24 protein-coding genes are annotated in these 26525 nt (G+C 67.2%); 6 read left to right on the top strand and 18 right to left on the bottom strand.

All coding sequences use genetic code 11. The annotated features are described in order from the left end of the window. Positions 1-59 precede the first annotated feature (59 nt). A complete protein-coding gene (ntrC, locus tag CR156_RS20495) occupies positions 60-1508 on the bottom strand; it encodes a nitrogen regulation protein NR(I) (RefSeq protein WP_100554360.1) in 1449 nt (482 codons plus the stop codon). Beyond that, the gene (locus CR156_RS20490; RefSeq protein ID WP_100554517.1) at positions 1501-2562 is read right to left on the bottom strand and encodes a two-component system sensor histidine kinase NtrB; all 1062 of its coding nucleotides are present in this window, start codon (positions 2560-2562) and stop codon (positions 1501-1503) included. The genes ntrC and CR156_RS20490 overlap by 8 nt, the downstream gene beginning before the upstream one ends. A 169-nt stretch (positions 2563-2731) precedes the next feature. On the opposite strand from CR156_RS20490, the gene CR156_RS20485 reads away from it, so the two are divergent. Continuing rightward, positions 2732-3028 carry a HigA family addiction module antitoxin gene (locus tag CR156_RS20485; protein ID WP_100554359.1) on the top strand — a complete coding sequence of 99 codons (297 nt, stop codon included), beginning with the start codon at positions 2732-2734 and terminating at the stop codon, positions 3026-3028. A 43-nt stretch (positions 3029-3071) separates the two neighbouring features. Here the strand turns inward: CR156_RS20485 and CR156_RS20480 are convergent, their stop codons facing one another. The 4 genes from CR156_RS20480 to CR156_RS20465 form a co-directional block, all read right to left on the bottom strand. Continuing rightward, positions 3072-5117, bottom strand: a complete 2046-nt coding sequence (locus CR156_RS20480; RefSeq protein ID WP_100554358.1) for a TonB-dependent receptor — start codon at positions 5115-5117, stop codon at positions 3072-3074. 83 nt (positions 5118-5200) lie between these two features. Beyond that, complete coding sequence (locus CR156_RS20475) at positions 5201-5503, bottom strand: hypothetical protein (RefSeq protein ID WP_089241703.1); 303 nt, start codon at positions 5501-5503, stop codon at positions 5201-5203. Positions 5504-5611: 108 nt separating this feature from the next. Next, positions 5612-6769, bottom strand: coding sequence for a murein transglycosylase A (mltA, locus tag CR156_RS20470; RefSeq protein ID WP_100554357.1), 1158 nt, complete (start codon positions 6767-6769; stop codon positions 5612-5614). A 67-nt stretch (positions 6770-6836) separates the two neighbouring features. After that, complete coding sequence (locus tag CR156_RS20465; RefSeq protein WP_100554516.1) at positions 6837-8345, bottom strand: alpha/beta hydrolase; 1509 nt, start codon at positions 8343-8345, stop codon at positions 6837-6839. 127 nt (positions 8346-8472) lie between these two features. Here CR156_RS20465 and CR156_RS20460 point away from each other — a divergent pair, with 127 nt between their 5' ends. Next, positions 8473-10182, top strand: a complete 1710-nt coding sequence (locus tag CR156_RS20460; protein WP_100554515.1) for a histidine kinase — start codon at positions 8473-8475, stop codon at positions 10180-10182. Next, positions 10170-10871, top strand: coding sequence for a LytR/AlgR family response regulator transcription factor (locus CR156_RS20455; RefSeq protein WP_100554356.1), 702 nt, complete (start codon positions 10170-10172; stop codon positions 10869-10871). Before CR156_RS20460 ends, CR156_RS20455 begins: the two co-directional genes overlap by 13 nt. Before the next feature lie 72 nt (positions 10872-10943). On the opposite strand, the gene CR156_RS20450 is transcribed toward CR156_RS20455, so the two are convergent. The 5 genes from CR156_RS20450 to glnA form a co-directional block, all read right to left on the bottom strand. Further along, the gene (locus CR156_RS20450) at positions 10944-11474 is read right to left on the bottom strand and encodes a cytochrome b (RefSeq protein WP_207764223.1); all 531 of its coding nucleotides are present in this window, start codon (positions 11472-11474) and stop codon (positions 10944-10946) included. 81 nt (positions 11475-11555) lie between these two features. Next, complete coding sequence (locus CR156_RS20445; RefSeq protein WP_100554354.1) at positions 11556-12302, bottom strand: N-acetylmuramoyl-L-alanine amidase; 747 nt, start codon at positions 12300-12302, stop codon at positions 11556-11558. A gap of 196 nt (positions 12303-12498) precedes the next feature. Beyond that, positions 12499-13929, bottom strand: a complete 1431-nt coding sequence (locus CR156_RS20440; RefSeq protein WP_100554353.1) for an ammonium transporter — start codon at positions 13927-13929, stop codon at positions 12499-12501. Positions 13930-13951: 22 nt separating this feature from the next. Beyond that, on the bottom strand, positions 13952-14290 hold the full coding sequence (locus tag CR156_RS20435) for a P-II family nitrogen regulator (RefSeq protein WP_004134334.1): 339 nt from the start codon (positions 14288-14290) through the stop codon (positions 13952-13954). 349 nt (positions 14291-14639) lie between these two features. Continuing rightward, the gene (glnA, locus tag CR156_RS20430) at positions 14640-16049 is read right to left on the bottom strand and encodes a type I glutamate--ammonia ligase (protein ID WP_089241713.1); all 1410 of its coding nucleotides are present in this window, start codon (positions 16047-16049) and stop codon (positions 14640-14642) included. Positions 16050-16268: 219 nt separating this feature from the next. Between glnA and CR156_RS20425 the strand changes: the two genes are divergently transcribed. From CR156_RS20425 to CR156_RS20415, 3 genes are all read left to right on the top strand, one after another. Next, on the top strand, positions 16269-17063 hold the full coding sequence (locus CR156_RS20425) for an undecaprenyl-diphosphate phosphatase (RefSeq protein WP_100554352.1): 795 nt from the start codon (positions 16269-16271) through the stop codon (positions 17061-17063). 73 nt (positions 17064-17136) lie between these two features. Continuing rightward, positions 17137-17961, top strand: coding sequence for an META and DUF4377 domain-containing protein (locus CR156_RS20420; RefSeq protein WP_100554351.1), 825 nt, complete (start codon positions 17137-17139; stop codon positions 17959-17961). A 167-nt stretch (positions 17962-18128) separates the two neighbouring features. Beyond that, positions 18129-18590 (top strand): META domain-containing protein, encoded by a 462-nt coding sequence (locus tag CR156_RS20415; protein ID WP_100554350.1) that lies wholly within the window; start codon positions 18129-18131, stop codon positions 18588-18590. A gap of 110 nt (positions 18591-18700) precedes the next feature. Here the strand turns inward: CR156_RS20415 and CR156_RS20410 are convergent, their stop codons facing one another. From CR156_RS20410 to CR156_RS20380, 7 genes are all read right to left on the bottom strand, one after another. After that, complete coding sequence (locus CR156_RS20410; RefSeq protein WP_100554349.1) at positions 18701-19312, bottom strand: YbhB/YbcL family Raf kinase inhibitor-like protein; 612 nt, start codon at positions 19310-19312, stop codon at positions 18701-18703. A 10-nt stretch (positions 19313-19322) separates the two neighbouring features. Further along, positions 19323-21401, bottom strand: a complete 2079-nt coding sequence (locus CR156_RS20405) for a tetratricopeptide repeat protein (RefSeq protein ID WP_100554348.1) — start codon at positions 21399-21401, stop codon at positions 19323-19325. 56 nt (positions 21402-21457) lie between these two features. Next, positions 21458-22492, bottom strand: coding sequence for a YheT family hydrolase (locus CR156_RS20400; protein ID WP_100554514.1), 1035 nt, complete (start codon positions 22490-22492; stop codon positions 21458-21460). A 7-nt stretch (positions 22493-22499) separates the two neighbouring features. Continuing rightward, positions 22500-23291 (bottom strand): lysophospholipid acyltransferase family protein, encoded by a 792-nt coding sequence (locus tag CR156_RS20395; RefSeq protein ID WP_089241724.1) that lies wholly within the window; start codon positions 23289-23291, stop codon positions 22500-22502. A gap of 119 nt (positions 23292-23410) precedes the next feature. Continuing rightward, complete coding sequence (locus CR156_RS20390; protein ID WP_100554347.1) at positions 23411-23845, bottom strand: hotdog fold thioesterase; 435 nt, start codon at positions 23843-23845, stop codon at positions 23411-23413. Between the two features lie 10 nt (positions 23846-23855). Next, the gene (locus CR156_RS20385) at positions 23856-25907 is read right to left on the bottom strand and encodes a phospholipase D family protein (RefSeq protein ID WP_100554346.1); all 2052 of its coding nucleotides are present in this window, start codon (positions 25905-25907) and stop codon (positions 23856-23858) included. Beyond that, positions 25904-26521, bottom strand: a complete 618-nt coding sequence (locus tag CR156_RS20380) for a YceI family protein (RefSeq protein WP_100554345.1) — start codon at positions 26519-26521, stop codon at positions 25904-25906. Before CR156_RS20380 ends, CR156_RS20385 begins: the two co-directional genes overlap by 4 nt. Between the last annotated feature and the right edge of the window lie 4 nt (positions 26522-26525).

Genomic DNA, 26525 nt, shown 5'->3' with positions numbered 1-26525 from the left:
TCGTCCATGGAGGATCAACAGTTCGGCAAGCGGGTGCGAGGATCGCGTGCAGGCACCGTTCAATGGCCACCGCGGCGGCGACCGGCGCCCAGCTTGCGGGTAAGCGTATTGCGGCCGAGGCCCAGACGCGCGGCGGCTTCGGCGCGACGGCCGTGGGTGATCTGCAGCGCGGCCTCCAGCAGGGCGTGGTCGACCCGTTCGCGTACCTGTGCGTGCAGGCCCTCGGTGCCTTCGGCCAGCTGCCGGCGTGCCCATTCGGACAGCAGCGCTTCCCATTGGCCCGGATCACCAGCGGCCGTGCTGCTGCGCCGGCTGCGGGTGCGGTTGAGCGCGGTATCGACATCGGCCACGCCAATCGTGTCTGCAGCAGCCAGTGCAGCCATGCGCCAGCACACGTTTTCCAGTTCGCGGACGTTGCCCGGCCAGTCGTGCTCGCGCAGCGCCTGCAATGCGGCTGCGGTCAAGCGCTTGGGCGGCGTATCGAGCTTGCGTGCGGCCGCGGCCAGGAAGGTGGTGGCCAGCTGCGCGATGTCCTCGCGGCGCTCGCGCAGCGGCGGCAGCTGCAGACGCACCACGTCGAGGCGATGCAGCAGGTCGGCACGGAATTTTCCCTGCGCGACCAGGCCTTCCAGATCCTGATGGGTGGCGGCGACCACGCGTACATCGACGCGGATCAGTTCGCGTCCACCCACGCGGAAGAATTCGCCCTGCGCGAGCACACGCAACAGGCGCGTCTGCAGCGGCAACGGCATGTCGCCGATTTCATCGAGGAACAGGGTGCCGCCGTTGGCCTGCTCGAAGCGGCCGATGTGGCGCCGCTGCGCGCCGGTGAACGCACCCGCTTCGTGGCCGAACAGCTCGCTTTCCAGCAGTTCGGCGGGAATCGCGGCGGTGTTCAGTGCGACGAACGGATGCTGCGCACGTGGTGATTCGCGGTGCAGCGCATTGGCCACCAGTTCCTTGCCGGTGCCGGTCTCGCCGATGATCAGCACCGCCAGCGGCGCCTGCGCGAGGCGGCCGATGGCGCGGAACAGCGCGCGCATCGGTGGCGTGTCGCCCACCAGCTGCGGCGGCTGGTCGCTGGGTGCGTCTGCGGCAGGAGTGGGCGCGGCCATGGCCGGCGCCACTGCAGGCAGCACGCGCTGGGCCAGCGCCACCGCATCGTCCAGGTCGAACGGTTTGGACAGGAACTCGTGCGCACCGCCGCGGAACGCACCGGCGGTACTGGCGACATCGGTGTAGGCCGACATCACCACCACCGGCAACTGCGGCAGCGCGGCCTTCAGCTTGTCCAGGAGCACCAGGCCATCGTCGCCGGGCATGCGTACGTCGGTGAACAGCAGCGCAGGCGGCGGGCTTTCGGCCAGCGCTTTCAATGCGGGTGCGGCGCTGTCGAAGTCGACCACCTGGTAGCCGGCCTCGCGCAGCGCGGTGCACAGTACGAAGCGCACGGCGCGGTCATCGTCGACGACCCAGATGCACGGCGCGGACGAGGAAGACTCAGACATCGCGCGGGGCCTCCTCGGCGGTGGCAGTGCCGTTGCCGATCGGCAGCAGCAGGGTGAATACGGTATGGCCCGGACGTGACCGGTAGGTCAGCGTGCCGCGATGCTCGCGCGCGACCTGCTGGGCCAGCGCCAGGCCCAGGCCAGTGCCTTCGGCACGACCACTGACCAACGGCAGGAACAGGTGTTCGGCCAGTTCTTCGGGCACGCCACGGCCGTCGTCGGCGATTTCCAGGCGCAATGCCAGGGTGTGCAGCTGTTCGGCGATGCGCACCCCGTGTTCAACGCGGGTGCGCAGGGTGATGTTGCCGGCGCCGGCCTGGATGGCATTGCGCACCAGGTTCCATACCGCCTGGGTGAGGCGGTCGGCGTCGCCGTCGAATTCGGGGATGCTGGGGTCGTAGTCGCGCTGCAGGCGCACCGCCCAGCCGGCTTCGTTCTCGGCCAGACGCAGCACGCGCTCCAACGCGGCGTGGATGTTCAGCGGCGCATGCGGCGCGGCCGGCGCCGGTGACAGCAGTTGCTCCAGCAGGCCATTGAGCCGCTCGATCTCCGAGCCGATCAGATCGATCAGCTCGCGTTCGCTGGCGTCGCGCTGGGCCGCGCGGCGGGCCAGCAGCTGTGCGGCGCCCTTCAACCCGGCCAGCGGATTGCGCAGCTCATGCGCCAGACCCTTCAGCGCCGCACTGAGCGCGCTGGGCAGGGCCTGGGTCGGGTCGAGTCCGGGAAACTCATCGACCGGATGCGCCTCCAGCAGCCAGCCGCCATCGTCGCGGCGGCTCATCCAGCCTTCGGCAAAGCGCGCGCCCTCACCGGGCAAGGCCAGCGCCAGCCGGTTCAGGCGCAGGCTGTCGCGCTCGTCGCGGGCCAGGAAATGGGCCAGCGCCTCGCCCTGCACTTCCAGCGCGGCCAACGGCTGGCCGAGCAGGCGCCGGCCGCTGACGCCCAGCCAGCGCGCGAAAGCCGGGTTGCAGCCGGCGATGCGGCCATCGGGCCCGGCCCAGGCCAGCGGCGTGCCGAGGGCATCGAGGGACGGCGGGGGCGCGGGGTCGGACATTGCACCAATGTAGTGCAAAACAGGGGCACGGGGTCAGCGCCCTTTCCGGTCGGAAAGGGATCTGACCCCTCGGACCAAATGCGTCGAAGCCGGTCGCGGATGGCGATTCCCGCAGCGTCGTGCCGTTGCCACACTGCCCGCAACGTCATTCTTTCGGGCAGGCCACTCCATGCGAACCGTTCCCTACCCCGCTCCCGGCGAGATCCTGATGCACGAATTCCTGGAGCCCCTGGGCATCACCCGGTACCGCCTGGCCAAGGCGATCGGCGTGTCACAGCGCCGGATCGGCGAGATCGTCACTGGCCATCGTGCCGTGACGGCGGATACCGGGCTGCGCCTGTCCCGCTACTTCGGTGTGTCCGACAAGTTCTGGATCGGCCTGCAGGCCGATTTCGATGCTGCGATGACCAAGGAGAGACTGGCCGACGTGCTGGCCCGCATCGAACCGTACAACGCGGTGGCGTGAGTCCGCGCGGGTCGAGCAAGCTCGACCGCTACCGGCGTTGCGGTTACAGCTTCATGTTGAGGCCGACGAAGACCGCACGGCCCGGGGCAGGCGAGAACATCGGTCGGGCGCTGTCCCAGAAGAAGCTGTCGTACCACGCGTAGGTGTACTCACGGCCGGTGACGTTCTTCAGCTGCAGGTCGACGCTCCAGGCCGGGGTGATCTGGTACCTGGCGCTGAGGTCGAGCACGGCGAAGCCACCGAACTTGCCAGTGACGTTGCGCTCTTCCAGGTAGTAATCGCCCTGCGCGCGCGCCTGCAGACCCAACTGCAGGGCATCGCTGGCCTGGTAGTCCAGGCCGAGGTTGCTGATGTGGCGCGGCGTGGCCGCCACTTCGCGGCCCTGCAGGGACACGCCGGGGGCGCGGTCGTCGCGGGTGATCTTGGCCTCCTGGTAGGCATGCGAGGCCCACAGGGTCCACGCGTCTCCCAGCTGCGCGCTGATCTGCGCATCCACACCGCGGCGGCGGGTCTTGCCCAGCGTGACCGTGGTGCCGGTGGCCGGCATGTTGGACACCTCGTTTTCCGCATCCTGCTGCCATACCGCCAAGCGGGCCTGGCTGCCGGCAAAGGGCTGGAATTTCAGGCCCAGCTCCATGCCCGTGTTGGTGGAGGGCTGCATCGGTGCCTGCCCCGGGGTGAGGTAAGCCGGCGCGGTGGAACCGGTCAGCACCTGGAACGTGCGCCCCCAGTTGGCGTAGACGTGGGTGTGCTCACCCAGGCTGTGGATGACGCTCAGCTTGGGCTGGCCGATGCTGCCGTAATCCTGCAGGCGGCCGGTGGTGCCGTTCATCAGCCGGGTGTGGCCGCTGAAACGGTCCACACGGTAGGCCGGCACGATCTTCCATGCGTCGGCGGGCTGGTAGATCGCCTGCACGTACGCGCCCCAGTTGTCGAAGCTGTGGCGGTCGTTGTTCTGCACGCGTGCCGGCGGACGGCTGAAATCGGTGGGTTCGGCGTAGGCGTAGCGCTCGCGGACGTAGCCGTTGTCCTGCTGCTCGTAGTTCAGCCCGCCCTCCACGGTGAGCGTGGGGCTGGCCTGCCAGGTGAGCGTGCTGAGCAGGCCGGTCTGGCGCTCGTCCCACACACGGCGCTGGCGCGGCAGATTGCCGGTGGGCAGATCGCTGAAAGTCACCCGGCGGTCGTCTTCATAGCGGTTGTAGTACAGCCGCGTGCCGAAGGTCACCGCGTCGGTCAGCTTCATGTCCAGGTGCGCGGCGAACTGGCGCATGTCGCGGTCATCGCCGTCGTTGGCGTTGCGCAGGTCGCTGCGGCGGCGGCCGGCGTGCAGCTCTTCGGCTGTCATGAAACCGGGTTCGTCGGCCTCATGGTGGTAGGCGCGCGCGGTCAAGCCGATGCGCAGCCCGTCCTCCAGCGAACCGAAGAACCACTTGCCGCCCAGTGAGTACTTCTTCGAGCTGTCGTGGTCGCGGTAGCCGTCGCTGGCCTGGGAGCCGACGAAGTAGTTCTGCGCGAAGCCGTTGGCTTCGCGACCCACTGCCAGCTGCGCATCGCGGGTGTTGTAGCTGCCGTAGGCCAGGCGCGCGTCGGTGTAGGTGCCGCCCTGGCGCGTACCGAAGTTCACGTTGCCACCGATGTTGTGCAGGCCGTAGCGCGGGTCGTTGGTACCGCGCACGACTTCGATGTAGCTGATTTCCAGCGGAAACAGCATGTCGATGAAACGCTGGTTGCCGCTGTTGACGTTGCTGGGGATGCCGTCGATCAGCGTCTTGATGGCATTGAGGTAGCCCTCGCCGTTGAAGGCGCGGAAGCTGATCTTGCCCGACTCTGCGCCCTGCCGGGTTTCGGTCAGCTGGATGCCGGGCATCTGCCCGAGCAGTTCCCAGCTGTGTGACACGTTGCGGCTTTCGATCTGGTCCGCGCCCAGCACGTCCACCGAGGTCAGCACCTGGTGCGCGCTCAGTTGTCCCTCGCTGTGCTGGTGCACATCGACCTTGCCCAGGGTGAGCGCGGCGTCGGCAGACTGGGCGAATGCTTCAGGGGCGAACGGGGCGGCCGCGAGCGCGGCCACCAGCGTGGGAGTCTTCATCGGGAAGGGGGTGGGAGGCTGGAAATGAAACTTTATAACATTTCAATTTCGCCAGCCATCCGATGATTGCAGGCCCCTCGACCTTAAACGGGGTAGCCGGTGGCTTCCCGGGCCTTCTTCCAGGCGATCTCAAACTCGCGTGCGCTGATCTCGTCGTCTTCGTCGAAATCCATGAACGACACCGGCTGGTCAGCCAGCAGGAAACGATCATCGCTGTGGGCATGCTCATCGGCCCAGACCATCTTGGTGCCGTAGATTTCGACCTGGCGCACGATCTTCTCGCCACGGGCTTCCATCAGCACGTTGCCCTTGCCCAGGCCCGACTCGGCCCAGTGCTTGTAGTACTTCTTCGTGTTGGATTTTGCGTTGTTCTTTGCGTATTTCATTGCATTTGTCCTGGCCGCAGGTGCGGCCGGAGAGATCGGAAGGGCGCCATTATCAGGCATATGGGGTCAGATCCCTTTCCTGCGGAAGGGGATCTGACCCCTGCTGACCTACTGCGGCAGCGCCACGCCCTTCGGCCACAGCATCCAGATATTGCCCTTCTGCTTCATGTCGCCGGCCAGCTTGCCGGCGGCATCGCCGCTGCCCCAGTACAGATCGGCGCGTACCTCGCCGGCAATGGCGCCACCGGTATCCTGCGCGGCCACCGGGCGCACCACCGGCGTGCCATCCGGGCGCGTGGTCGACAGCCACAGCAGGCTGCCCAGCGGTACCACGGTGCGATCCACTGCCACGCTGTAGCCGGCGGTCAGCGGCACGTTCAATGAACCACGCGGACCTTCCGGGCTGTCCGCGCTGCGCACGAAGAACACGTAGCTGGGATTGCTGCGCAGCAGCTCCGGTACGCGTGCCGGATGTGCCTTCGCCCACGCGCGGATCGTGTCCATGGTGACGTCTTCCTTCTTCAGCTCGCCCTGCTCCACCAGCCAGCGGCCGATCGCGCGATAGGGATGGCCGTTCTGTTCGGCATAGGCCAACCGCACCTGCCTGCCATCGGCCAGGCGCACGCGGCCCGAGCCCTGGATCTGCAGCAGCTGCAGGTCCATCGGATCGGTCAGCCAGGCCAGCACCGGCGCCTTGGCCCCCTTGCTGGCGATGCTGCCGGCATCGTCGTAGGGCTTCAGCACCTTGCCCTCCACGCGGCCGCGCAGGCGCTTGCCCTTCAATTCAGGGTAGAGACTCTCCAACTGCACCACCACCAGATCATCGGGTGTGCCATAGACCGGCACCGTGGCCTTGTCGGTGCGGGTGAGGCTGCCGGGGTAGATGGGCTCGTAATAGCCGGTGATCAGGCCGTCGGCGCGATGACCACCGGCGCGCAGGGAATAGACATCGAGATCGCGTTGCAGGAATGCGCGGATCGCGCCGGCGTCCTTGTCGGATACGGTGCTGGCGGTCGCGCAGGGCCTGGCCCAGGTCGCATCGTTCTTCAGCCGGGTGCAGCTGCTGCGCCAGGCGGCAAAGCCTGCCTGCAGGTCGGCATCGGATACGGCCGGCAACGTGTTCCAGTCGACCTTGGCGTAGGTGGCGGCAGGCGTTGCTGCGGCAGGGGCTTCGGGACGGGTGCCGGTGGTGGAACAGCCAGCAAGCACGGCAAGCGCAAGAAGGCTCCAGCACGTGCGGTTGAAGGGGGCGATGAGGTCAGTCATTGCCCCAATGTAGTGCAATCGGGCGTGGCGCAGGACCGGGATCGCATCCTGCGCCACACGATGGACCCTATCGCTTGCCGCCCAGCAACTCACTGCTGCGGGTGGCGAACACCGGCGGCGGCACGTCCAGCACGGTATCGCGCACGACGCGACCGGCGAGGAAGCCGACGATGCTGCGGGCGATGGCCGGGTTGCCTGTCCACAACTCGTTGTGATGGCTTGCGTTGCGCACCAGCAGCGAGTGGCCGTTGCTGAAGCCCGGCCGCAGTGCCTCGGCGTTGGCCGGGGGCGTACGCCCATCCAGCGTACCGCTGATGAACAGCACCGGCACCTCGCTGTGCAGCGGGCCGCGGAAGCCCTCACCCAGATCGGCCAGGCCGAGGCCATCGCCGATGGCCGGGAACGGGAAGTTCAGCCCGTCGCCGAACAGGCTCTGGCGGGCCTGTGCTTCGGCCAGCGCCCGGCGCTGCGGGCTCTGCCCGGAGGCGATGTCCATCGCCAGACCCATGGCCGGGAACTTCGCGAACTGGGCGCGCCCGATCAGCACCATATCTGCCAGCGGGTCGTAGTTGCCCGTCTCGGCCTCGCGCAGCACCAACGGCAGCCATTGCTGGGGGATGCGTTGCCCCAGCATGTTGGCGATGACGATCTGCGCGTCGTACAGGCCGATGCTGACCTGGCGGCCCTCATGCATGTGGCTGCGGCCCTGCCGCGGCTGTTCACGCAGCGCCTGCAGCACGCGGGTGACCGATCCGGCGAGATCGTCGAAGCCATCCTTGCGGGCAAGCACCGCCAGCTCCTGCAGCAGCGCGTCGCTGCTCAGCGGCAGCTTCAGCGTGTCGTCGGGACCTTCGGATCCCATCAGCACCACGCGCTCAAGACCGGCACCGTGCAGGCGCACCGTGGCCAGGGCCAGATGGGTGCCATAGCTCATGCCCCACAGGCTGATCTTCGGTACGTCCAGCGCGCGCCGCAGGTCGTCGAGGTCACCGGCACTCTCTGCCGTGGTGTAAGCGCCGAGATCGACACCGGCCTGACGCCAGAACGCTACGCACTTCGCCGCCGTGGCCTGCACTGCGGCCAGGGCCGTATCGCGCTGCAGCGGTTGGGCGTCGTCGAATCGTGTTTCATGCGGACATTCCGGCGGCGGCTCGGACTGGCCGGCGCCGCGCTGGTCGAGCAGCAGCACGTCCGTCTCGCGCCGCACCTGGTCGAACACCGGCCAGCGTGGACCACGCGCGGTATCGATTCCAGAACCACCCGGACCACCGGCCAGGTAGACCACCGGTGCGGCGCGGCCATTGCCGGCCGTTGCGCGCAGGCGCACCACCTTCAGGTGCAGGCGCGGACCGTCCGGCTCGCTGTGCCGTCGCGGCACCTCCAGCGTGGCGATCTCGGCAGCAATATCGCCATGGCCCTTGGTCTGCAGCGTGTAGGGCTCGAAGGCCAGCGCCGCCGGACCGGCCTGCGCGGGAATGGCGGCGGCGAGGGCCAGGCAGAGCGCGGCGAGGGCGACGGCCACGACGGGGCGACGAACCTGGAAACTGCCGGAAGACGTAGAGGCGCTGCGGGTCATGTTGGGCTCCGATGGAAGGATGTGCGCCGCCAGCATCTGCTCCCGCGGAGCGCTGCGGACGCGTCCATCTGCCGAACGTCTCCAGACGCCGGTCCAATGTCTCCACGCAACCGATACGATGGCCGCCATGCAGATCCCACGAACCCTGGCTGTCCTTGCTGTACTGCTTGCGGCCGTGGCTGCGTGGCTGATCGTGTCGACGCCGCCACCGGAAATGAGGGTTGTGCAGGGAGCACAGATGGCACCTGCGAATGTCGGGGTATCCGGCGGTCTGCCAACGCACCCACCGCAGCACCTGGCTTGGCGGCCGCTGGACCAGCAGCAGCTGGCGGAGTGGCGTGGCCCGTACTGGCTGCGCTGGCAGGTGCCAGCGCCGGAAAGCGGTGACGATCATGGACGTACAGTGAGGCTGTCGTTGCGCGCTGCCAGCCAGCTGTACTGGAACGGGATGCCATGGATCAGCAATGGCGCTGTTGGTCGCACGCCGGAAGAAGAGAAGCCGGGGCGCGTAGACGTCGTGCGCGTGCTACCGCCGCCGTCGGGCAACGCCACCGATGAACTGCTGGTGCTTGCATCCAGCCAGCAGCAGCGTTTCGCCCTGCATGGCGCGGATGCGATGGTGCTGATCGCGCCAGCCCCCGTGCTGTACGGGCAGATCATCCTGCCATGGCTGATTGCGGCCTTCGCCACCGGTGCGCTGGCAGCCGCATGCCTGTATTTCCTGGCGGTACTGCGTGGGCAGACACGCACGCCCGGCGCGCGCCTGCTGCTGGCACTGGGTGTGGTGGGGCTGGCGCTGCCCGCGGTCGAGGCGTGGCGATCATTGCTGGGCTACACCTATCCTTGGCATGGTGTTCGCCTGGTCGCGCTGCTGGCCCTGCATGTGGCCGCTGCAGTGCTGCTACCGGCATATCTCGCGCGTCGCTTCGAGGTTCCCGTGCCGAGGGCTGGCTGTTTCATCTATCTGGCGCTGATCATGGCAGCGGCCATCGCGCTGCCCGGCTTCGACACCCGCTCAGCGGCGGTGCTGCTGTTGAGCCTGCTCGCCTCGGCGTGGGTGCTGATGCGCGCGCCCGCCGACCAGGAAGACCGATGGCCGATCCTGGCGCTGCTGTCTGCGGGCCTGCTGGCGCTGCTGGTCGCACGCGGCGCCTTCCTTGATGGCCCTTACTTCCTGCTGCTGGCGGTGCTGATGGTGTTCCTTCTGCTGCGCCACGCTGCCCAGTTGCAGGCGCTCGACCGCCACAACGCCTGGCTGCGCGAAGAGCGCGCACGGCTTTCGTTGCAGTTGTTGCAACGGGGTATCCAGCCGCACTGGCTGATGAACACGCTGACCTGCCTGCAGGAACTGATCGAGCAGTCGCCGATGCGCGCCAGCCGCCTGGTGGAGTCGCTGGCCGATCAGTTCGATCGCCTGCGCGACAGCAGCAGCCGCCAGAGCATTCCCCTGCAGGATGAGTTGGCCTTGTGCCGCAGCCACCTGGATATCGTCGGCCTTGCCCTGGACCGGCGCATGGTGCTGGAGGTCGATGGCGGGGATGCGGCGATTTCGCTGCCGCCAGGCATCCTGCACGCACAGGTTGAAAATGCACTGACCCATGCCGGCGCTGTTGCCTGTGCACTGCACCCTTTCCGCCTGCACGTGCAGCGCGACAACGCGCGCTGGATACTGGAACTGCGCAGTGCGCGAGGCTCGGCCCCGCACCGCGGCCGTGGCACCGGTACACGTTACATCGAGGCCAGCCTGGCGGCGGCCAGCCCCACCGGCTGGAGCTTCGTGCAGGGCATCGACGGTGACCATTGGTGTGGCCGGATCGAGCTGACATGCGCATCCTGATCGTCGAGGACGAACCCCTGGTGCGACAGCGCCTGCTGCGCATGTGCAGCGAGTTGGCCGGTGCACGCGCGCGTTTCGATGCAGTGGCCGATCTGGAAGCGGCCGGCGACCGCTTGCAGCGCAGCGTCTATGACGGCCTGCTGCTGGACCTCAACCTTGGCGGCGACGATGGCTTCGAGCTGCTGCGCCGCGCTGTTGCCGGGCGCTACCAGTGCGTGGTGGTGTCGGCACACCGCGAACGCGCATTGCAGGCGTTCGAGCACGGCGTGCTCGACTTCGTGCCCAAGCCCTTCTCACGCGAGCGCCTCGCCCAGGCGCTGAAACGGCTGCTCGACGCAAGCCGCTACCGGCCCGGCTGCGCCCGCTATCTCGGCATCTGGCGTGCGCAGGGGACTACGCTGGTCGAACTGGCCGACGTGCAGTGGATCCGAGCGGACGGCGACTACAGTGAGCTGCGCATGCGCGATGGACGTAGCGAACTGCATGACAAATCGCTTGCCGGCCTGGGGCCATTACTGCCGCCGGAGTTCGTGCGTTGCCACCGCTCCCATGTCGTCAACCTGCGGCATGTCCGCAGCCTGCATGCCGCATCAGGCAGTCGTTACTGGGTCGTACTCAGCGACGGTACGGAGCTGCCCGTGGGCCGCGCGCATGTCGCGGCACTGCGCACTGAACTCAATCTGGACTGAGCCTGCGGCCCGCCCCCTCAGGGAGCTGCGACGACGGATGCGGGGCGCTGCGGCGAGCTTGCATTCCGACGGCTACCAGCGCATCCGCTTCAGGACCGGATTGCCCGAGGCATGGTGCTTGATCACCGCAGCGATGTGCAGGACAAGCAGGCCGGCAAGCACCATGCAGGCGTATTTGTGGGCCGCGTTGAACGCCGACGTCAGCTGAACGTCGATGAGCGGCGGTGGAAGGGTCAGCACGTTGAAGACGTTGATGTCCCTGTCCATCATCAGCACGCCGGTTATCAGCACCACGATCGTGGTCAGATAGATCGCGAAGTGTGCAAGGCGGGCAGCCCACCCCTCCGTACTCGTCGGTTGCACTGCACTTGCCCGCAGCACTGCCAGCAGCACGCGAAGGGCGAAGAACGGAATCAGCGTAAAGGTCAGCGAGACGTTGAGGAAGCCGATGGCATGCCGGGTAGCGTCCGCGACATCGAACAACGCCACGTAGAAGCCACTGAGGGTTGCCCACAGAATGATGATGGCTGAGAACCAGTGCAGCAGCACCTGGATTCTGGTGTAGGTCATTGAATATTGCTCGCCGGTAAGGCCGAGCGACATTAGGGGTTTACCTATCCAGTTTGAATCGGACAGCTTGCAAAACGCAGGGTGAGCGTTCGATTCGGTGAACCTGATCCGCTTTCAGGGCGTCTGCAGCAACAGCGAATGCAGGATGCGCGCGTCTTCGGCGTCGAGTGTTTTCGGCAGGGTGTCGCTACCCCGGAAACGGCGGTGGAACGCCCGTACCGCTGCTTCGCGGTTGTCGAGTGGATAGCCGAAGCGCCCCAACGCAGCCCATGCATCGAAGCCTTCCGGCGCAGCACCGTCGGCAGCGCGCGGCCACACGCCGAAACCAGCTTCAGCCAGCTGCTGCCACGGGAAGAAGCGACTGGGATCTTCCTTGCGCGTCGGCGCCAGGTCGGCGTGGCCGATCACCTGCCGCGGTGGGATGTTCAGCCGTTCAGTGAGATCGCGCAGCAGCACGATCAGTGATTCGATCTGCGCGGGGCTGAAGGGCGTACGGCCGTCATTGTCCAGCTCGATGCCGATGGACGCGGAGTTGAGGTCGGTGATGGTGCCCCAGCGCCCGGAGCCGGCGTGCCAGGCGCGGCGCTCATCGGCCACCAGCTGGTAGCGATGGCCATCGGCGCCGATCAGATAGTGCGCGCTGACCCGCCCGCCACTGTTGGCGGTACGCAGCGTGTGCAGGCTCTGCTGCACCGATTTCTGCTCGGTGTGGTGGATGACGATGATCACCGGCGTGCGCGCGTTCTGGTTCGGCGACGGCACCCAGGTGGCAAGCGGGTTGCGGATTTCCTGCGGCGTGGAGGCGCAGGCGGCCAGCAGCAGGCAGGCCGAGAGCATCAGGGAAGTGCGGATCGGGTGCATGCCCTGATTGTGCGTGATAAGCGCGGACGATGCAGTAGAGCCACGCCATGCGTGGCTGGGCCACCGACCGTGCCGACCAGCGGTCGGCATCCACCAGGGCAGAGCAGTCCGGAGCAGGAGCAGTGCCAAGCAAGCTTGGCACCTACCAGAGCAGGTGCAGTGCCGACCAACGGTCGGCACCCACCATGTAGATGCATCAGGCCTCGTAGGCCGATTCACCGTGCGAGGTCACATCCAGGCCGGTACGCTCGGCCTCCTCGGTCACCCGCAGGCCGACCACCACCTTGACCAGCAGCAGGATGGCTGCGGTCACCACCGCCGACCAGACCACGGTGAGGCCGACGCTGACCACCTGCACCCACACCTGGTGGCCGATATCCAGATCGGCCTTGGTGCCGCCCAGCGACTGCGCGCTGAACACACCGGTGAGGATTGCGCCGACGATGCCGCCCACGCCATGCACACCGAACACGTCGGCGGTGTCGTCCACCTTCAGCAGGCGCTTGAGGCCGGTCACGCCCCACACGCAGACCACGCCAGCAACCAGGCCGATGACGATCGCGCCGAGCGGGCCAACAGTGCCGCACGCCGGGGTGATGCCGACCAGACCCGCCACCGCACCTGAGGCTGCGCCCAGTGCCGACGGCTTGCCTTTGCTGATGGCTTCAACCAGCGTCCAACCCAGCACCGCTGCGGCCGTGGCCAGCACAGTGTTGAGGAAGGCCAGCGAGGCGACGGTGTCGGCGGCAGCGGCCGAACCGGCATTGAAGCCGAACCAGCCGACCCACAGCAGCATCGCGCCGATATAGGTGAACGGCACGTTGTGCGGCTTCAGTGCGGTCTGCCCGTAGCCCAGGCGCTTGCCGACGAACCATGCAGCCACCAGACCGGCCACGCCGGCGTTGATGTGCACCACGGTGCCACCAGCGAAATCGATCGCGCCCATCTCACCCAGGTAACCACCACCCCAGACGATGTGCGCCATCGGGATGTAGCTGAGGGTGAACCACAGCGCCGAGAACAGCAGCACCGCGCGGAACTTGATGCGCTCGGCGAAGGCACCGACGATCAGCGCCGTGGTGATGCCGGCGAAGGTCGACTGGAAGGCGACGAACAGGTAGTCCGGCAGGCCCTTGATCGGCGTGTTGCCCACAGACTCCGGGGTGAAGCCCTTGAGGAAGGCGAATTCGGTGAATGAGCCGAAGAACGGATTGCCGGCGCTGAACACTGCGCTGTAGCCATAGGCCACCCACAGCAGCAGCACCAGCGAGAACACCACGAGGATCTGGCTGAGCACCGACAGCACGTTCTTCGAGCGCACCAGGCCGCCGTAGAACAGGGCCAGGCCCGGCACCACCATCAACAGCACCAGCAGGGTGGAGGTGAGCATCCAGGCAACGTCGCCATGGTCGTAGGCGGGCGCAGCCACCGCTTCGGCAGCAGCCGGCGCAACGGCGGTCGGGTCCTGCAGGGGCTCGACGGCCACGGCCTCGCTCTGCAGCGGCGTGACCTGGGCCTGGGCATGTGCACTGCCGGGCCAGATACCGGCGGCCAGCGCGCTGAGCAGCATCAGCAGGCACACCAGATGGAACCGGGCTTGCCACCCGGTGAGAAGGCGCATCTTCATGGGGGAGTCTCCGGAAGGGGGTTTACAGCGCGTCAGCGCCGATTTCGCCGGTGCGGATGCGGATGACCTGCTCGACAGCGGTCACGAAGATCTTGCCGTCGCCGATCTTGCCGGTGCCTGCAGACGACTGGATCGCTTCGATCACGGCGTCGGCACGCTCGTCGGTGACGACGGTTTCGATCTTGATCTTGGGCAGGAAGTCGACAACGTACTCGGCACCGCGATACAGCTCGGTGTGGCCCTTCTGGCGGCCGAAGCCTTTCACTTCGGTCACGGTGATGCCCGACACGCCGGCATCGGACAGGGCCTCGCGGACCTCGTCGAGCTTGAACGGTCGGATGATGGCGGAGATCAGTTTCATGCGCATGTCCCGATGGTGGATGGGGCCAGCGCGCCAACGCGCGATGGCATCAGGCAACCACGGGCCATCGTGGTGATGGCCGTGGCTGTTGCACCGGACACGAACCGGGCCGGGACAGCCGTGCCTCTCTCCTTGCACGGCCGACGCGGGAGGGAGGGCGGCCCATGTCGCGTATCCGGTCTCTCTCTTGCCCCTGGATCGGGGGTCCTTGGCGTGGGGTCAGAGCCCTTTCATGCATGAAAGGGATCCGACCCCGTGCAACGACCCCGATCTGACCGCGGCTCCCCAGCCGCGAAGACGGATGCGATGGCGGCGGGTGGGAGGGGTTACCCACCGCCATCGCAACCGGTCAGCTGGCGTAGTACAACTGGTATTCCAGCGGGTGGGTCGCCGCGCGGAACTTGGTCACTTCCTGCATCTTCAGCGCGATGTAGCCGTCGATGAAGTCATCGCTCATCACGCCACCGGCCTTGAGGAACTCACGGTCCTTGTCCAGCGCTTCCAGGGCCTGGTCCAGCGAGGAGCAGACCTGCGGGATCAGCTTCTCTTCTTCCGGCGGCAGGTCGTACAGATCCTTGTCGCTCGGTGCGCCCGGGTCGATCTGGTTCTTGATGCCGTCCAGGCCGGCCATCATCAGCGCGGTGAAGGTCAGGTAGCCCGACTGGATCGGATCGGGGAAGCGCATTTCGATGCGACGCGCCTTCGGGTTGGACACCCACGGAATGCGGCACGAGGCCGAACGGTTGCGCGCCGAGTAGGCCAGCATCACCGGGGCTTCGTAACCCGGCACCAGGCGCTTGTAGCTGTTGGTACCCGAGTTGGCGAAGGCGTTGATGGCCTTGGCGTGCTTGAAGATGCCGCCGATGTACCACAGCGCCATCTGGCTCAGGCCGCCGTAGCCGTCACCGGAGAACAGGTTGGTGCCGCCCTTGGACAGCGACTGGTGCACGTGCATGCCGCTGCCGTTGTCGCCGACGATCGGCTTGGGCATGAAGGTGACGGTCTTGCCGTTGCGGTGGGCGACGTTCTTGATGACGTACTTCATCCGCAGCAGTTCGTCGGCCTTCTGCACCAGGGTGCTGAACTTGGTGCCGATCTCGCACTGGCCGGCGGTGGCCACTTCGTGGTGCTGCACTTCCACTTCGATGCCGACCTGTTCCAGGGTCTTGCACATCTCCGCACGCAGGTCATGCAGGGTGTCGGTCGGCGGCACCGGGAAGTAACCGCCCTTCACGCCCGGACGGTAGCCGCTGTTGGCGCCGTCGTACTTTGCGCCGCTGTTCCACGCCGCTTCTTCCGAATCGACCTGGAAGAAGGTGTGGCCCATTTCATTGGCGAAGCGCACCGAATCGAAGATGAAGAACTCCGGCTCCGGGCCGAAGAACGCGGTTTCGGCAATGCCCGAGGACTTCAGGTAGGACTCGGCACGCTTGGCGATGCCGCGCGGGCAACGGCCATACGGCTGCATGGTGGCCGGATCGAGGATGTCGCAGCTGATCACGATGGTCGGATCGGCGTAGAACGGGTCGACGTAGGCGCTGGCGGTATCCGGCAGCAGCACCATGTCCGATTCGGCGATGCCCTTCCAGCCGGCGATCGAGCTGCCATCGAACATCTTGCCTTCTTCGAACAGCGACGGCTCGACGATGCTGACCGGGAAGGTCACGTGCTGTTCGACACCACGCATGTCGACGAAGCGCAGATCGACGAACTCGATCTGGTTGTCCTTGATCAGCTTCTCTACGGTTTCCACGGACATCGGTACGACCTCGGATGGGGATGAATGCCTGCTGAGGTACAGCAATGACCGTGCCAACTTTTCGGCTTTCACAAGTCGTTGATTTCAAAGCCGCTGCCCCAACTGGGTGCAGAACCAGGTGCACCAAACGGGTGCGTCGATCACCGGACGCACCCGTTTGGTGCGGCATGGATCGTCTATTCTTTCGAGCTTCTTCCGCCGCCAGCGCCCGCACCGTCCATGTCCGATCTGCTCTCCGCCCTGCTGCTGGGCATCCTCGAAGGCTTGACCGAATTCCTGCCGATCTCCAGCACCGGCCACCTGCTGATCGCCCAGCACTGGCTGGGCGCGCGATCGGATTTCTTCAACATCATCATCCAGGCCGGTGCGATCCTGGCCGTGGTGCTGGTGTTCCGCCAGCGCCTGCTGCAGCTGGCCACCGGCTTCGGCCAGCGCGAGAACCGCGAGTACGTGTTCAAGCTCGGCGCGGCCTTCCTGGTGACCGCCGTGGTCGGCCTGGTGGTGCGCAAGGCCGGCTGGTCGCTGCCGGAAACCGTCAGCCCGGTGGCCTGGGCCCTGATCATCGGTGGCATCTGGATGCTGCTGGTGGAGGCCTATACCGCGCGCCTGCCCGACCGTGACCAGGTGACCTGGACGGTGGCCATCGGTGTCGGCCTGGCGCAGGTGGTGGCCGGTGTGTTCCCGGGTACCTCGCGCTCGGCCTCGGCGATCTTCCTGGCCATGCTGCTGGGCCTGAGCCGCCGCGCGGCCGCCGCCGAGTTCGTGTTCCTGGTCGGCATCCCCACCATGTTCGCCGCCAGCGCCTACACCTTCCTGGAACTGGCCAAGGAAGGAAACCTGGCCAGCGAGAACTGGACCGACGTCGGTGTCGCCTTCGTTGCCGCCGCCATCACCGGCTTCGTCGTAGTGAAGTGGCTGATGGGCTACATCAAGTCGCACCGCTTCACGGCCTTCGCCTTTTACCGCATCGCCCTGGGCGCTGCGTTGCTGCTGTGGTTGCCCTCCGGCAGCTGAACAGCGCCGGGGCACGGTAACCCCGTTGCCGGCCCCGATCCGTTTCCCCCTCGGTTCCCCAAGGAGAATCACCATGAACCGCAAGCTCACCCTGCTCCTCCCGCTGGCCCTGCTGGCCGCCTGCAGCCAGACCCCCGCCCCCGCCGGTACCGGTGGTGACGACCTGGCCCCGGCTGCGGCCAAGGCCGGCGACCAGAAGGCGCTGGCACACCTGGATGCGCAGCGCCTGCAGAGCCAGCACTGGCTGCTGCAGCAGGCCACCGCGGCCGATGGCAAGCGCATCGATGCGCTGTTCGCCCGCGAAGACAAGCCGGTCACCCTGGACTTCGTTGATGGCCGCCTGTCGGTCAGCAACACCTGCAACCGCATGGGCGGCGGTTACACCCTGGCCGACGGCAAGCTGAGCGTGAGCGCGATGGCCTCGACCATGATGGCCTGCACCGACAAGGCGCTGATGGCGCTGGACGAAGCCGTCTCCAGCCGTCTGCAGGGCGAACTGAAGGCCGAACAGGACGCCAACGGCGTGCTGACCCTGACCACCGCCAAGGGCGACGTGCTGGTGTTCAACCCGGAACCGACCGCTGAAACCCGTTATGGCGGCGCCGGCGAGACCGTGTTCCTGGAAGTGGCGGCGAAGACCGAGAAGTGCTCGCACCCGCTGATCCCGGATTACCAGTGCCTGCAGGTGCGCGAAGTGAAGTTCGACGACAAGGGCCTGAAGCAGGGTGAGCCGGGCGCGTTCGAGAACTTCTACGGCAGCATCGAGGGCTACACCCACGAAGACGGCGTGCGCAACGTGGTGCGTGTGAAGCGCTACGAAGTGAAGAACCCGCCGGCCGATGCGCCGTCGCAGGCGTACGTGCTGGACATGGTGGTCGAGTCGGCCATCGAGAAGTGATGTAGAGCCGACTGTTAGTCGGCTGGCTCTTGAAGGGCGGCCGCGAGGTCGCCCTTCTTCGTTGTGGGTAGAGCCGGCCGCTGGCCGGCTGCTGCACACAGCTCCGGCGACATACGGAATATGCCGGCCAGCGGCCGGCACTACCTATATGCATCAAGGAGACCGACATGAAACGGACGTACATGCTCGCACTGGCCTTGCTGGCCATCGGTAGTGGCAGCAGTGCATACGCCGCCAGCACACCCACCACCGACCAGCTTGAAGCCCATCTGTGGCAACTCGCGCGCGCCACCGACGCGCAGGGCAAGCGCATCGACGCGTTGTTCGTCAGGGGCCGTGAGCCGTACACCCTGCGCTTCCAACCCGGCTACATGAGCGAGTTGAACCTGTGCAACTACGCAAGCAGCCAGTATCAGCTGCAGGGCGACCGGCTGATTCTGGAGAACGGGGTTGTTACCACAGCTGGCTGCATACGCGCCGAGGTTGCCGAGCAGCAACGGCGTGCCAGCACACTGGTCAATGGCCGGCCGGCCCCGACGCTCGCACTGGACGACAACGGCAGCCTGGTCCTGCGCAACGTGCATGGCGACACGGCGATATTCACCCCCGCGCCGCTGCCGGTGAAATGAAAAGGGCGGCCTTGGGCCGCCCTTCCTCGTTGACTGGCAAAGCCGGCCGCTGGCCGGCTGCCATCTACAGCGGATGCCGGCCAGCGGCCGGCACTACCCGAAGCCTGGTATCAGGCCAACGCCGGGTTCAATGTGTAGGTGCCGTGCAACGCTGCTTCGGCCAGCACGTGGCCGTGCATGGCTCGGAACGCATCGGCGGCGGTGAAGCGCTCGGGCAGCGGCAGCGAGGCGATGTCCAGCGCGAACACGCGGAAGAAGTAGCGATGCACGCGCTCGTCGTTGAACGGCGGGTACGGACCGTCGTAGCCGAGGTAGTCACCGGCCATGTCCGGATTGCCGGCGAACCAGCCGGTGAAATCGTTCAGGCCCTGGCGGCTGCCGGCCGGGCCGGCCGGCGCGGTCTTGCCCTTCACGACGAAGCCATCGCTGCAGCTGCCCGCGGCGATCTCCTGCACCGAGGCCGGGATGTCGGCCATCACCCAGTGCACGAAATCGCAGCGCGGCTGATCGCGCGGCACGCTCATGTCATCGCGGCCAACCGTCTCCGGCACTGTCGGTACGTCCGGGTCCACGCATACCAGCAGGAACGAGCGGGTGCCGTCGGGCACGCCGCTCCAGGCCAGGTGCGGGTTGCGGTCGGGGGCGAAGCCGTCGGCATCGCCGGCGGCGAACTCACGGTCGATCGGCGCGGCGTTGACCAGGCTGTGACTGCTCAGTTGCATCTGATGCTCCTCACTCTTCCGGGTAACCCAATCGCACCGCGACCGGGGTGAGCTGGGCGAAGGCGGCGCCCATCACGTCGCGATACCTGCGCCAGTGGCCGGCAGGCAGGCGCGGCGCGCCCAGCTGTGCAGCCGGCGGCATCGGACGTCCGAACACGCGGCCCAGCAGGTCGGCCATCGCATGTGCATCGTTGCCGATCTCGTCGATGCGCAGCAGCACGTGCGGATACAGATCCTCCTCGTGCAGTGCGGCGATCTGGGTCAGCGAACGCACCAGCCACTGGCCGGCTTCGGCCATCGAGGTCATCGCCAGCGGTGCAGCGGCACCATAGGCGACCCAGTCCAGCAGCATGTCGCGCGGGTCGCGCAGCACCAGCAGCAGGCGGCCCTGCGGCAGCTGCGGGCGCAATGCCCACAACAGCGCGTTGTCCCACCACAGCAGCCAGTCGATCACGGTGTCGCTTTCCAGACCGCGGGCTGGCAGGTTCTCGCGCCAACGCTCGACCAGGCGTTCCGGGCTCAGCACGCCCGACGCCAGGTCCTGCAGCGTGTTGTAGTTCTGGAAGGCATCGTCGGGTGGATTGGCGGTGTAACGGTCGCTGCGCAGTACCGGGCTGGCAGCGGCCAGGCCGGTTGCCACCCGCTCCACGCCCGAGCCCGGGGCGCCCCACAGGAAGATCGGTGCCGAGCCGCTGTCGCGCGTCGCTTCGTCGATGCTGGCCATCTCCGGCCAGCTCGGCGGTGCCTTGGCCTGCGGCGGCAGCGGCAGCCGCTGCGAGGCCTGGTCGGTCTGCAGCGCCATCCACGTACGCAGCGCTTCTTCCGGCTGCCCGGCGCGATCCTGGATTTCGCCCAGCCAGGTCCGCAGGTCGGCGCGGTGTCCCTCCGGTGCCTGCGCGATCAAGGCCTGCACGCGCTCCACGGCGGCGGCCGGGTCACGCTGCAGCAGACCCTCGACACGACGGCTTTCACCGCTGACGCGGCCCGGTTCCAGGGTGATGATGCGCTCGGCGATGGCTTCGCCCTGCTCGTGTTCACCGGCCATGTCATGCAGGCGCATGCGCGCTTCCAGCGCCGGCAGGTGGCCGGGCATCGCTGCCATCCAGCGCTCCACGGTGGCTACGGCGCCGGCACTGCCGACGTCTTCCACGGCCAGTCGTGCCAGCCACAGGTCATGCAGCTGGTCATTGCTTTCCAGAGCCTCATCCAGGCGTGCACGGGCTTCATCTTCGCGGCCCAGGCGCTGCCAGGACATCAGCAGCAGCTGCAGCACCTGGCGCTCACCCTGCAGCGATTGCAGCAGCGGCAGCAGGTGCTCCAGCGCCTGCAGCGGCTGGCCACTGCGCAGTGCCAGCTCGCCGGCCAGGCGGCGCATCGGCGGTACATCCAGCTCCGGCTGCTGCAGCGCCTGCTGCATTGCCTCGGCGGCGGCCTCGACGTTGCCCTGGCGCAATGCCAGCTGCACCACCATGCCGTGCAGCGAGGACATCTTCGGGTTCAACGCCAGCACGCGACGGAACGCCTGCTCGGCGAAGGCCAGCATGTCCTTGCCCAGATAGGCAAAGCCCAGTGCGTACAGCACGCGGGTATCGTCCGGCAGCGCCTGGCTGGCCGCCGACAGCAGGGCCAGCGCGCGGTCGGCGTCGCCACGACGCAGCGCGACCATGCCATCGATGGTCAGCAGTTCCGGATGGTCCGGCTCCAGCCGCGATGCCAGGGTCGACAGCCGCTGGGCCTCGTCGAAATCGTTGCGGCCCACCGCCAGGTGCGCCTGCATCAGGTAGGCGGGGAAGGCGTTGGGGTCCAGCCCGGTGGTGCGCAGCAGGGCTTCATCGGCGCCGTCGAACTGGCGCAGTGCCAGCAGCAGGCCGGCGTGCTGCAGGTGCAGCTGCGCGTCATCGGGCGCCAGCTGCAGCGCCTGCTGCAGCGCCTCCATTGCGGCCTCGGCCTGGCCCTGCTGCTGCAGCGCAAGCGCCAGCCAGCGGTGGGCCTCGGCCTTGCCGGGTTCGTCACGGGTCCACGCCTGGGCCAGCTGCACGGCCTGGCCGGCATCGTTCTGGCGCAACGCTTGGAGGATCTGGTCTTGCATGGCCGTCCGGTTCAAGGTCAAACCCGCATTGTAGCGGGCCGCGCGCCGGTGCCGGTTCAGCCCGGCAGGACCCGCCGCAGACGCTGTGCGACCCAGCGTTCGGAGAAACCATCGCCGCGCCAGTTTTCCAGGAAGCCACAGTGGCCGCCCCAGCAGGCGGTTTCCAGCCGCGCCTGCTGCGGCAGCTGCCAATCGCGGAAGGTCGCGTAGGGGATCACCGGATCGTCCTGCGCCATCAGGATGTCGGCAGGTACCTGCAGCGTGGACAGGCGGTTGCCGGCGATGGAATAGCCATCGAAATAGGCCTGCAACGAACCAAACGTGGTGTGCCGTTCGACCAGCCAGGCGGTCAGCGAACGGATGTCCATGTTCAGCACGCGGTCGTCGCAGTCGCTCAGTTCGGGGAACAGATCGCGCTTGCGACGCAGCGAGCCGGCCCACTTGCGGCGGAAATACCAGTCGTACATCGCCGGGCCGTTCTCGATGTTCTCCATGGTCAGCCCCGGGTCCAGCACCGGGCAGACGGCGGCCACGTGCTGCAGCGGCACGCCCGCGGCCGGCGCGCGCAGGGCCAGCCGCAGCACGAAGTTGCCACCCAGCGAATAGCCGGCCGCAACCAGCGGCAGATCGGGCCAGCGCTGGGCGACATCGCCTGCGGCATGCACCACTTCGTCGATGAGGTTGGAGTGGAAGATGCCGGGATTGAGATGATGGGTGTTGCCGTGGTCGCGGAAGTTCAGCCGCACCACGTCGAACCCCTGCTCGAGCATGCGGGCAGCGGCCATGCGCATGTAGCTGGATTCGGCGCTGCCTTCCCAGCCGTGCAGCAGCAGGGCGATGCCGCGTGGTTCGCGCCCTTCGACATGGCTGTGCCAGCCCTGCAGACGCACACCCTCGCCACCATCGAGGATCAGCTCCTCGCTGACCGCGCCGGTTGCAGCCAGCAGCAGCAGACCGCGCTGCAGGCGCATGCGGCTGGAACTGAGCATCGACTGCAGGTGCGGATTGCGCAGCCAGCGCGGCGGCTGATAGTCGGACGCGGTGAGCATCGGCGCATCAGCGTCGAGGGTCGGTGGCGGAAAAACGGCCACCATGGCCTCAGTCCCCGCTCATGGCCGCCACGATGCGCGCGCGCGAGGTCTCCGCGATGCGCCGACGGCCTTCCAGGTCCTGGGTGCCGATCGGCTCCAGGAAATGCACTTCGGTATGCCGCGCCGGCTCACCGAGCAGGCGCAGGAAATTGGCGAAGAAACTCTCGCCCGGGCCGAAGGCCACGATGGTCTGTGCATCGCCGCGCACGCCATAGACCAACGCCACCGGCTGCACCGGTACGCTGGTTTCGACTGCCGCCTGGAAGATGCGCGCGTGGAACGGGCCAACGTCGTGGCCACCACGGGTACGCCCTTCCGGGAATACGCCCACGGCCTTGCCGGCGCGCAGACGGTCGGCCATCACCTGCATCACCCCACCGAGCGATTCGGTGTTGCCACGCTGATGGAAAATGGTCTGGCCGCGCGCGGCAAGCCAACCCACCACCGGCCAGCTGGCGATCTCACGCTTGGCGACAAAGCCCATCATGCGCTGGCTGTGCAGGATGGAGATGTCGACCCAGCTGACATGGTTGGCAACGAACAGCACCGCGCCTGGCAGCGGCTGGCCGACACGCGACAGGCGGAAGCCGAAGATCCACATCAGCCCGCCCTGCCACCAGTTCACCACCTTGGCGCCGAAGGTATCGTCGCCCACACGCAGCTCGCCCCATGGCGGAAGCATGCCGATCAGGATCAGCGGCAGGAACACGGTGATGTGGACCAACAGCAGCGGTACGCGGTACAGGTAACGGCACACACGCGCCACGCCGCCGCGGGGGGCCGGAGTGGGGGAAGTCATCCGCGCACGATACCGGAGGGCTGCCATCGCTGCCAGCCGAATTCGGCCATAAGTCTCATTGACGGCGGCCATCGGCGGGGAACGCTGGGTTCCGCCGCCGTCACTGCTGCCGCCAGGGCTCAACCGTGCCCGGCCGCCACCACGGCCAGGGTCAGCCGCGAGATGCAGACCAGCCGGCCCTGCTCGTCCTCGATGCGGATTTCCCACAGCTGGGTGCTGCGGCCCACGTGCACCGCGCGCGCGGTACCGGTGACCGTCCCCGAACGCACGGCGCGTACGTGGTTGGCGTTGATCTCCAGGCCCACGCAGATCTGCTTGGCGGTATCCACGCAGAGGTTGCCGGCGCTGCTGCCCAGGGTCTCGGCCAGCACCACCGAAGCACCGCCGTGCAGGATGCCGTACGGCTGGCGGGTGCGCTCGTCCACCGGCATGGTTGCCTGCAGCCAGTCTTCGCCAGTGGCACTGAAGACGATGCCCAGGGTGCTGATGGCGGTGTTCTGGCTGAGTGCGTTGAGCTGCTCGATGGAAACGGCTTCGCGGAATACCTGGGTCATGCGGCTACCTTCAGAGGATGGGAACGAGGCCGGCGCCGAATGCGGTCAGCATGCGTACCAGCAGCCACTTCGGCCCGACATTGACCTCGGGGAAGTCGCCCACCGCGACATAGCAGCGATGGAAATCAGCGCTCTGCCGCGGCAGTGGCTGCGGACACTCCGGGCCCGGCTTGAACTCGTAGTCGGTGGCGTAGCGCCATGGCCAGAAGTCGAGGATCGGCAGCGCCTCGGACGCCTTGCCGACGCTGTAGTTCAGGCCGGACAGGACTGGCGGCTTGGCACGCGGCGCCACCGTCCAGGAGTTCTGCGGATGGGTATCGCGCAGGATGCTCTGGGCCAGCTGCTCGGCGAAGGCCGGATCGTCGATGATCACCGCGCCTTCGGTGTTGTAGTTCTCGCTGCGCGGATCGAAGTTGTGGGTACCGACCACGCCGATACGGCGGTCGACCACCAGCGACTTGGCATGCAGGCCCATGCGCGCGCCCTTGCGGGTGACCGGCAGCGGTTTGTTGACCGCCTTGCTGCCCAGGAACGACGGGCGCGTTTCGGTACGCAGCAGGCGGGTCTCGACTTCGCTGCCGGCGGCACGCCGGCGCGCACGACCGTTCTCATAGGCGCTGCCGGTACGCGGATGGATCACCCGCGGCTGCGGGTCATCCACGTCCGCAGTAGCCACCACGTCACCGCCGCCACCGGCATTGCTGCCTGCTGCGCTGCCACCGATCAGCGGATTGCGTCCGGTATCGCTGCCCGGCGCCGCGATCGGGTCGGGCAGCAGGTTGCGGTAATCGACCGGAGCATCCAGCGGGAACGGCTTGAATTCAAAAATGTTGAAGCCCAGCTCGCGCATGTTGCGCCGCTTGTACTTGTACGACAGCGCATACACGATCGGGTTGTCGGTGGCGGCCAGACTGTTGCTGGACACCACCACGCGCGGTGGCTGCGGGCGCTTGCGCAGCTCGCGGAACAGCTTCTGTGCCGGCTTGGACAGCACCAGGTAGGGCGTCTGCAGGATCACTTCGTGCTGCGCACTGGAGATCAGTGCATCCAGCTGCGGCTCGGTGACATGCTGCCCGGCCAAGGGTGCGTCGGCGCGCTCGCGGCGATGCTTGCGCGGCAGATCGGCCACATAGCGCACCGAGGCGACCGGCAAGGCGGTGTCCACGAACGAACGGGTGACGAAGTCGACGTCGTTGGCTTCCTCGCTGACCCGCTCCACCCGCTCGGGCCTGCGGAACTGCGCGGGCGGCAACACCGGAACGCCCTGCTTGAGCAGGGTACGGCCGACATCGTTCAGGCGCTCGGCCGGTACGCTGCGCTGCGCGCGCCAGAAGGCATCGAAGTTGGCCGCCATCGCGCGTGCTTCGGGGCCGGCGATCAGCACGTCCCGGTCGCGGAAGTTGTATTCGCGGTCCCAGTCGTAATAGTCGTCCTGGTAGTTGCGCCCACCGACCACGCCGATCGCATCGTCAACCACCAGCAGCTTGTTGTGCATGCGCTGGTTGAAGCGGCGGAAGCAGCACAGCACGCTGCCGGCATAGTCGAAATAGTTCAGCCGGGCCTTGCCGAACGTCGGGTTGTAGACCCGCAGCTGGAAGTTCTGGTGGGCGCCGGCCAGTGCGCCGAGGATCTGCAGGTCGGAGATCGCCGAAAGCTGGTCGATCAGCAGCCGTACCTTCACCCCGCGCCGCGACGCCGCCAGCAGCTCGTCGATGACCAGGCGGGCGCTGTCGTCCTTGTCGAAGATGTAGGTCTGCAGGTCGATGCTGCGGGTGGCGCTGCGCAGCAGGTTCAGGCGCGCGACCAGCGCGCCTTCGCCCTCGTCCAGCAGGGTGGCATAGTGCCGCGGCTGTTCCGGGGTCGATTCGCTGAACGCCCGGCCGGCCAGGGCCCGCAGGGGCGAGTCCAGCGCGCAGCGGTCGGCCTGCTGGCAATCCACCTGGGTCGAGCGCGCCTGTACGGCGATCGCCTCGGCGCGATCACGCTGGGCATGCGACAGCGACGCGCAGCCGCTGCCCAGCAACACGGTTGCCAGCACCAGTACACGCAGCAATGGATTCACGGTTTCGACGCCTCGCTGAGACGTGCACGCAGTACGAAAGTCACTCGGTCACTCAAGGCAAGCTGCCAGCTGTCCATGCCGTACCGGCCTCGTTGCACGGTACCGCGGCTGACGACGTCGCAATCATAGCCGGGTCGGGCACATTCCGCTTTCTCGACCTTGAGCGTCTCCGGATGGCTGACGCCGCGCAGGGTCAGCCGGCCATCGATGTCGCCACCGTCGGCGACCGTCTCCGGCCAGTACGGCAGCGAGTCGAACTCGACGAAGGGGTAACGACCGGCGTCGAAGAACTCGGGGCCGCGCATCCAGCCGGTATAGCGTTCCTTGCCGGGGATCTCCACGGTGCGGGTGAACATCTTCAGGTGGACCTGGTGACGGCCATCGGACAGCACCTCGATGCGCCCCTCGAACCGCGGGAACACGCCCTCGATACGCTGGCCGAAGCGGGTGCGGACTTCAAAGCCGATCTGCGAGCGCACCACATCCAGCTGCAGCGTACGCGGCGACTCGGCCACGACCGCCGGCAGCGCGGTCGGTGGCGGTGCAGCGGCCCAGGCCGGGCCGATCGCCAGAACGACTGGCAGCAGGCAGCGGCCCGGCAACGCCAACCTCATCGGC

It is taken from the genome of Stenotrophomonas lactitubi (assembly GCF_002803515.1).
In the GTDB taxonomy this organism is placed as follows: Bacteria; Pseudomonadota; Gammaproteobacteria; order Xanthomonadales; family Xanthomonadaceae; genus Stenotrophomonas; species Stenotrophomonas lactitubi.
The sequence above is the reverse complement of the archived record's forward strand: the minus strand, read 5'-3'. Positions and strand labels throughout refer to the sequence as shown.

What these genes read in the sequence shown, in the direction of transcription:
- CR156_RS20490 (WP_100554517.1), bottom strand. Translation starts at nt 2,562, where the DNA reads ATGTCCGACCCCGCGCCCCCGCCGTCCCTCGATGCCCTCGGCACGCCG.
- CR156_RS20465 (WP_100554516.1), bottom strand. Translation starts at nt 8,345, where the DNA reads ATGACCCGCAGCGCCTCTACGTCTTCCGGCAGTTTCCAGGTTCGTCGC.
- CR156_RS20460 (WP_100554515.1), top strand. Translation starts at nt 8,473, where the DNA reads ATGCAGATCCCACGAACCCTGGCTGTCCTTGCTGTACTGCTTGCGGCC.
- CR156_RS20390 (WP_100554347.1), bottom strand. Translation starts at nt 23,845, where the DNA reads ATGACCCAGGTATTCCGCGAAGCCGTTTCCATCGAGCAGCTCAACGCA.
- CR156_RS20475 (WP_089241703.1), bottom strand. Translation starts at nt 5,503, where the DNA reads ATGAAATACGCAAAGAACAACGCAAAATCCAACACGAAGAAGTACTAC.
- ntrC (WP_100554360.1), bottom strand. Translation starts at nt 1,508, where the DNA reads ATGTCTGAGTCTTCCTCGTCCGCGCCGTGCATCTGGGTCGTCGACGAT.
- glnA (WP_089241713.1), bottom strand. Translation starts at nt 16,049, where the DNA reads ATGTCCGTGGAAACCGTAGAGAAGCTGATCAAGGACAACCAGATCGAG.
- CR156_RS20485 (WP_100554359.1), top strand. Translation starts at nt 2,732, where the DNA reads ATGCGAACCGTTCCCTACCCCGCTCCCGGCGAGATCCTGATGCACGAA.
- CR156_RS20405 (WP_100554348.1), bottom strand. Translation starts at nt 21,401, where the DNA reads ATGCAAGACCAGATCCTCCAAGCGTTGCGCCAGAACGATGCCGGCCAG.
- CR156_RS20395 (WP_089241724.1), bottom strand. Translation starts at nt 23,291, where the DNA reads ATGACTTCCCCCACTCCGGCCCCCCGCGGCGGCGTGGCGCGTGTGTGC.
- CR156_RS20410 (WP_100554349.1), bottom strand. Translation starts at nt 19,312, where the DNA reads ATGCAACTGAGCAGTCACAGCCTGGTCAACGCCGCGCCGATCGACCGT.
- CR156_RS20415 (WP_100554350.1), top strand. Translation starts at nt 18,129, where the DNA reads ATGAAACGGACGTACATGCTCGCACTGGCCTTGCTGGCCATCGGTAGT.
- CR156_RS20440 (WP_100554353.1), bottom strand. Translation starts at nt 13,929, where the DNA reads ATGAAGATGCGCCTTCTCACCGGGTGGCAAGCCCGGTTCCATCTGGTG.
- CR156_RS20425 (WP_100554352.1), top strand. Translation starts at nt 16,269, where the DNA reads ATGTCCGATCTGCTCTCCGCCCTGCTGCTGGGCATCCTCGAAGGCTTG.
- CR156_RS20455 (WP_100554356.1), top strand. Translation starts at nt 10,170, where the DNA reads ATGCGCATCCTGATCGTCGAGGACGAACCCCTGGTGCGACAGCGCCTG.
- CR156_RS20480 (WP_100554358.1), bottom strand. Translation starts at nt 5,117, where the DNA reads ATGAAGACTCCCACGCTGGTGGCCGCGCTCGCGGCCGCCCCGTTCGCC.
- CR156_RS20435 (WP_004134334.1), bottom strand. Translation starts at nt 14,290, where the DNA reads ATGAAACTGATCTCCGCCATCATCCGACCGTTCAAGCTCGACGAGGTC.
- CR156_RS20380 (WP_100554345.1), bottom strand. Translation starts at nt 26,521, where the DNA reads ATGAGGTTGGCGTTGCCGGGCCGCTGCCTGCTGCCAGTCGTTCTGGCG.
- CR156_RS20445 (WP_100554354.1), bottom strand. Translation starts at nt 12,302, where the DNA reads ATGCACCCGATCCGCACTTCCCTGATGCTCTCGGCCTGCCTGCTGCTG.
- mltA (WP_100554357.1), bottom strand. Translation starts at nt 6,769, where the DNA reads ATGACTGACCTCATCGCCCCCTTCAACCGCACGTGCTGGAGCCTTCTT.
- CR156_RS20420 (WP_100554351.1), top strand. Translation starts at nt 17,137, where the DNA reads ATGAACCGCAAGCTCACCCTGCTCCTCCCGCTGGCCCTGCTGGCCGCC.
- CR156_RS20450 (WP_207764223.1), bottom strand. Translation starts at nt 11,474, where the DNA reads ATGTCGCTCGGCCTTACCGGCGAGCAATATTCAATGACCTACACCAGA.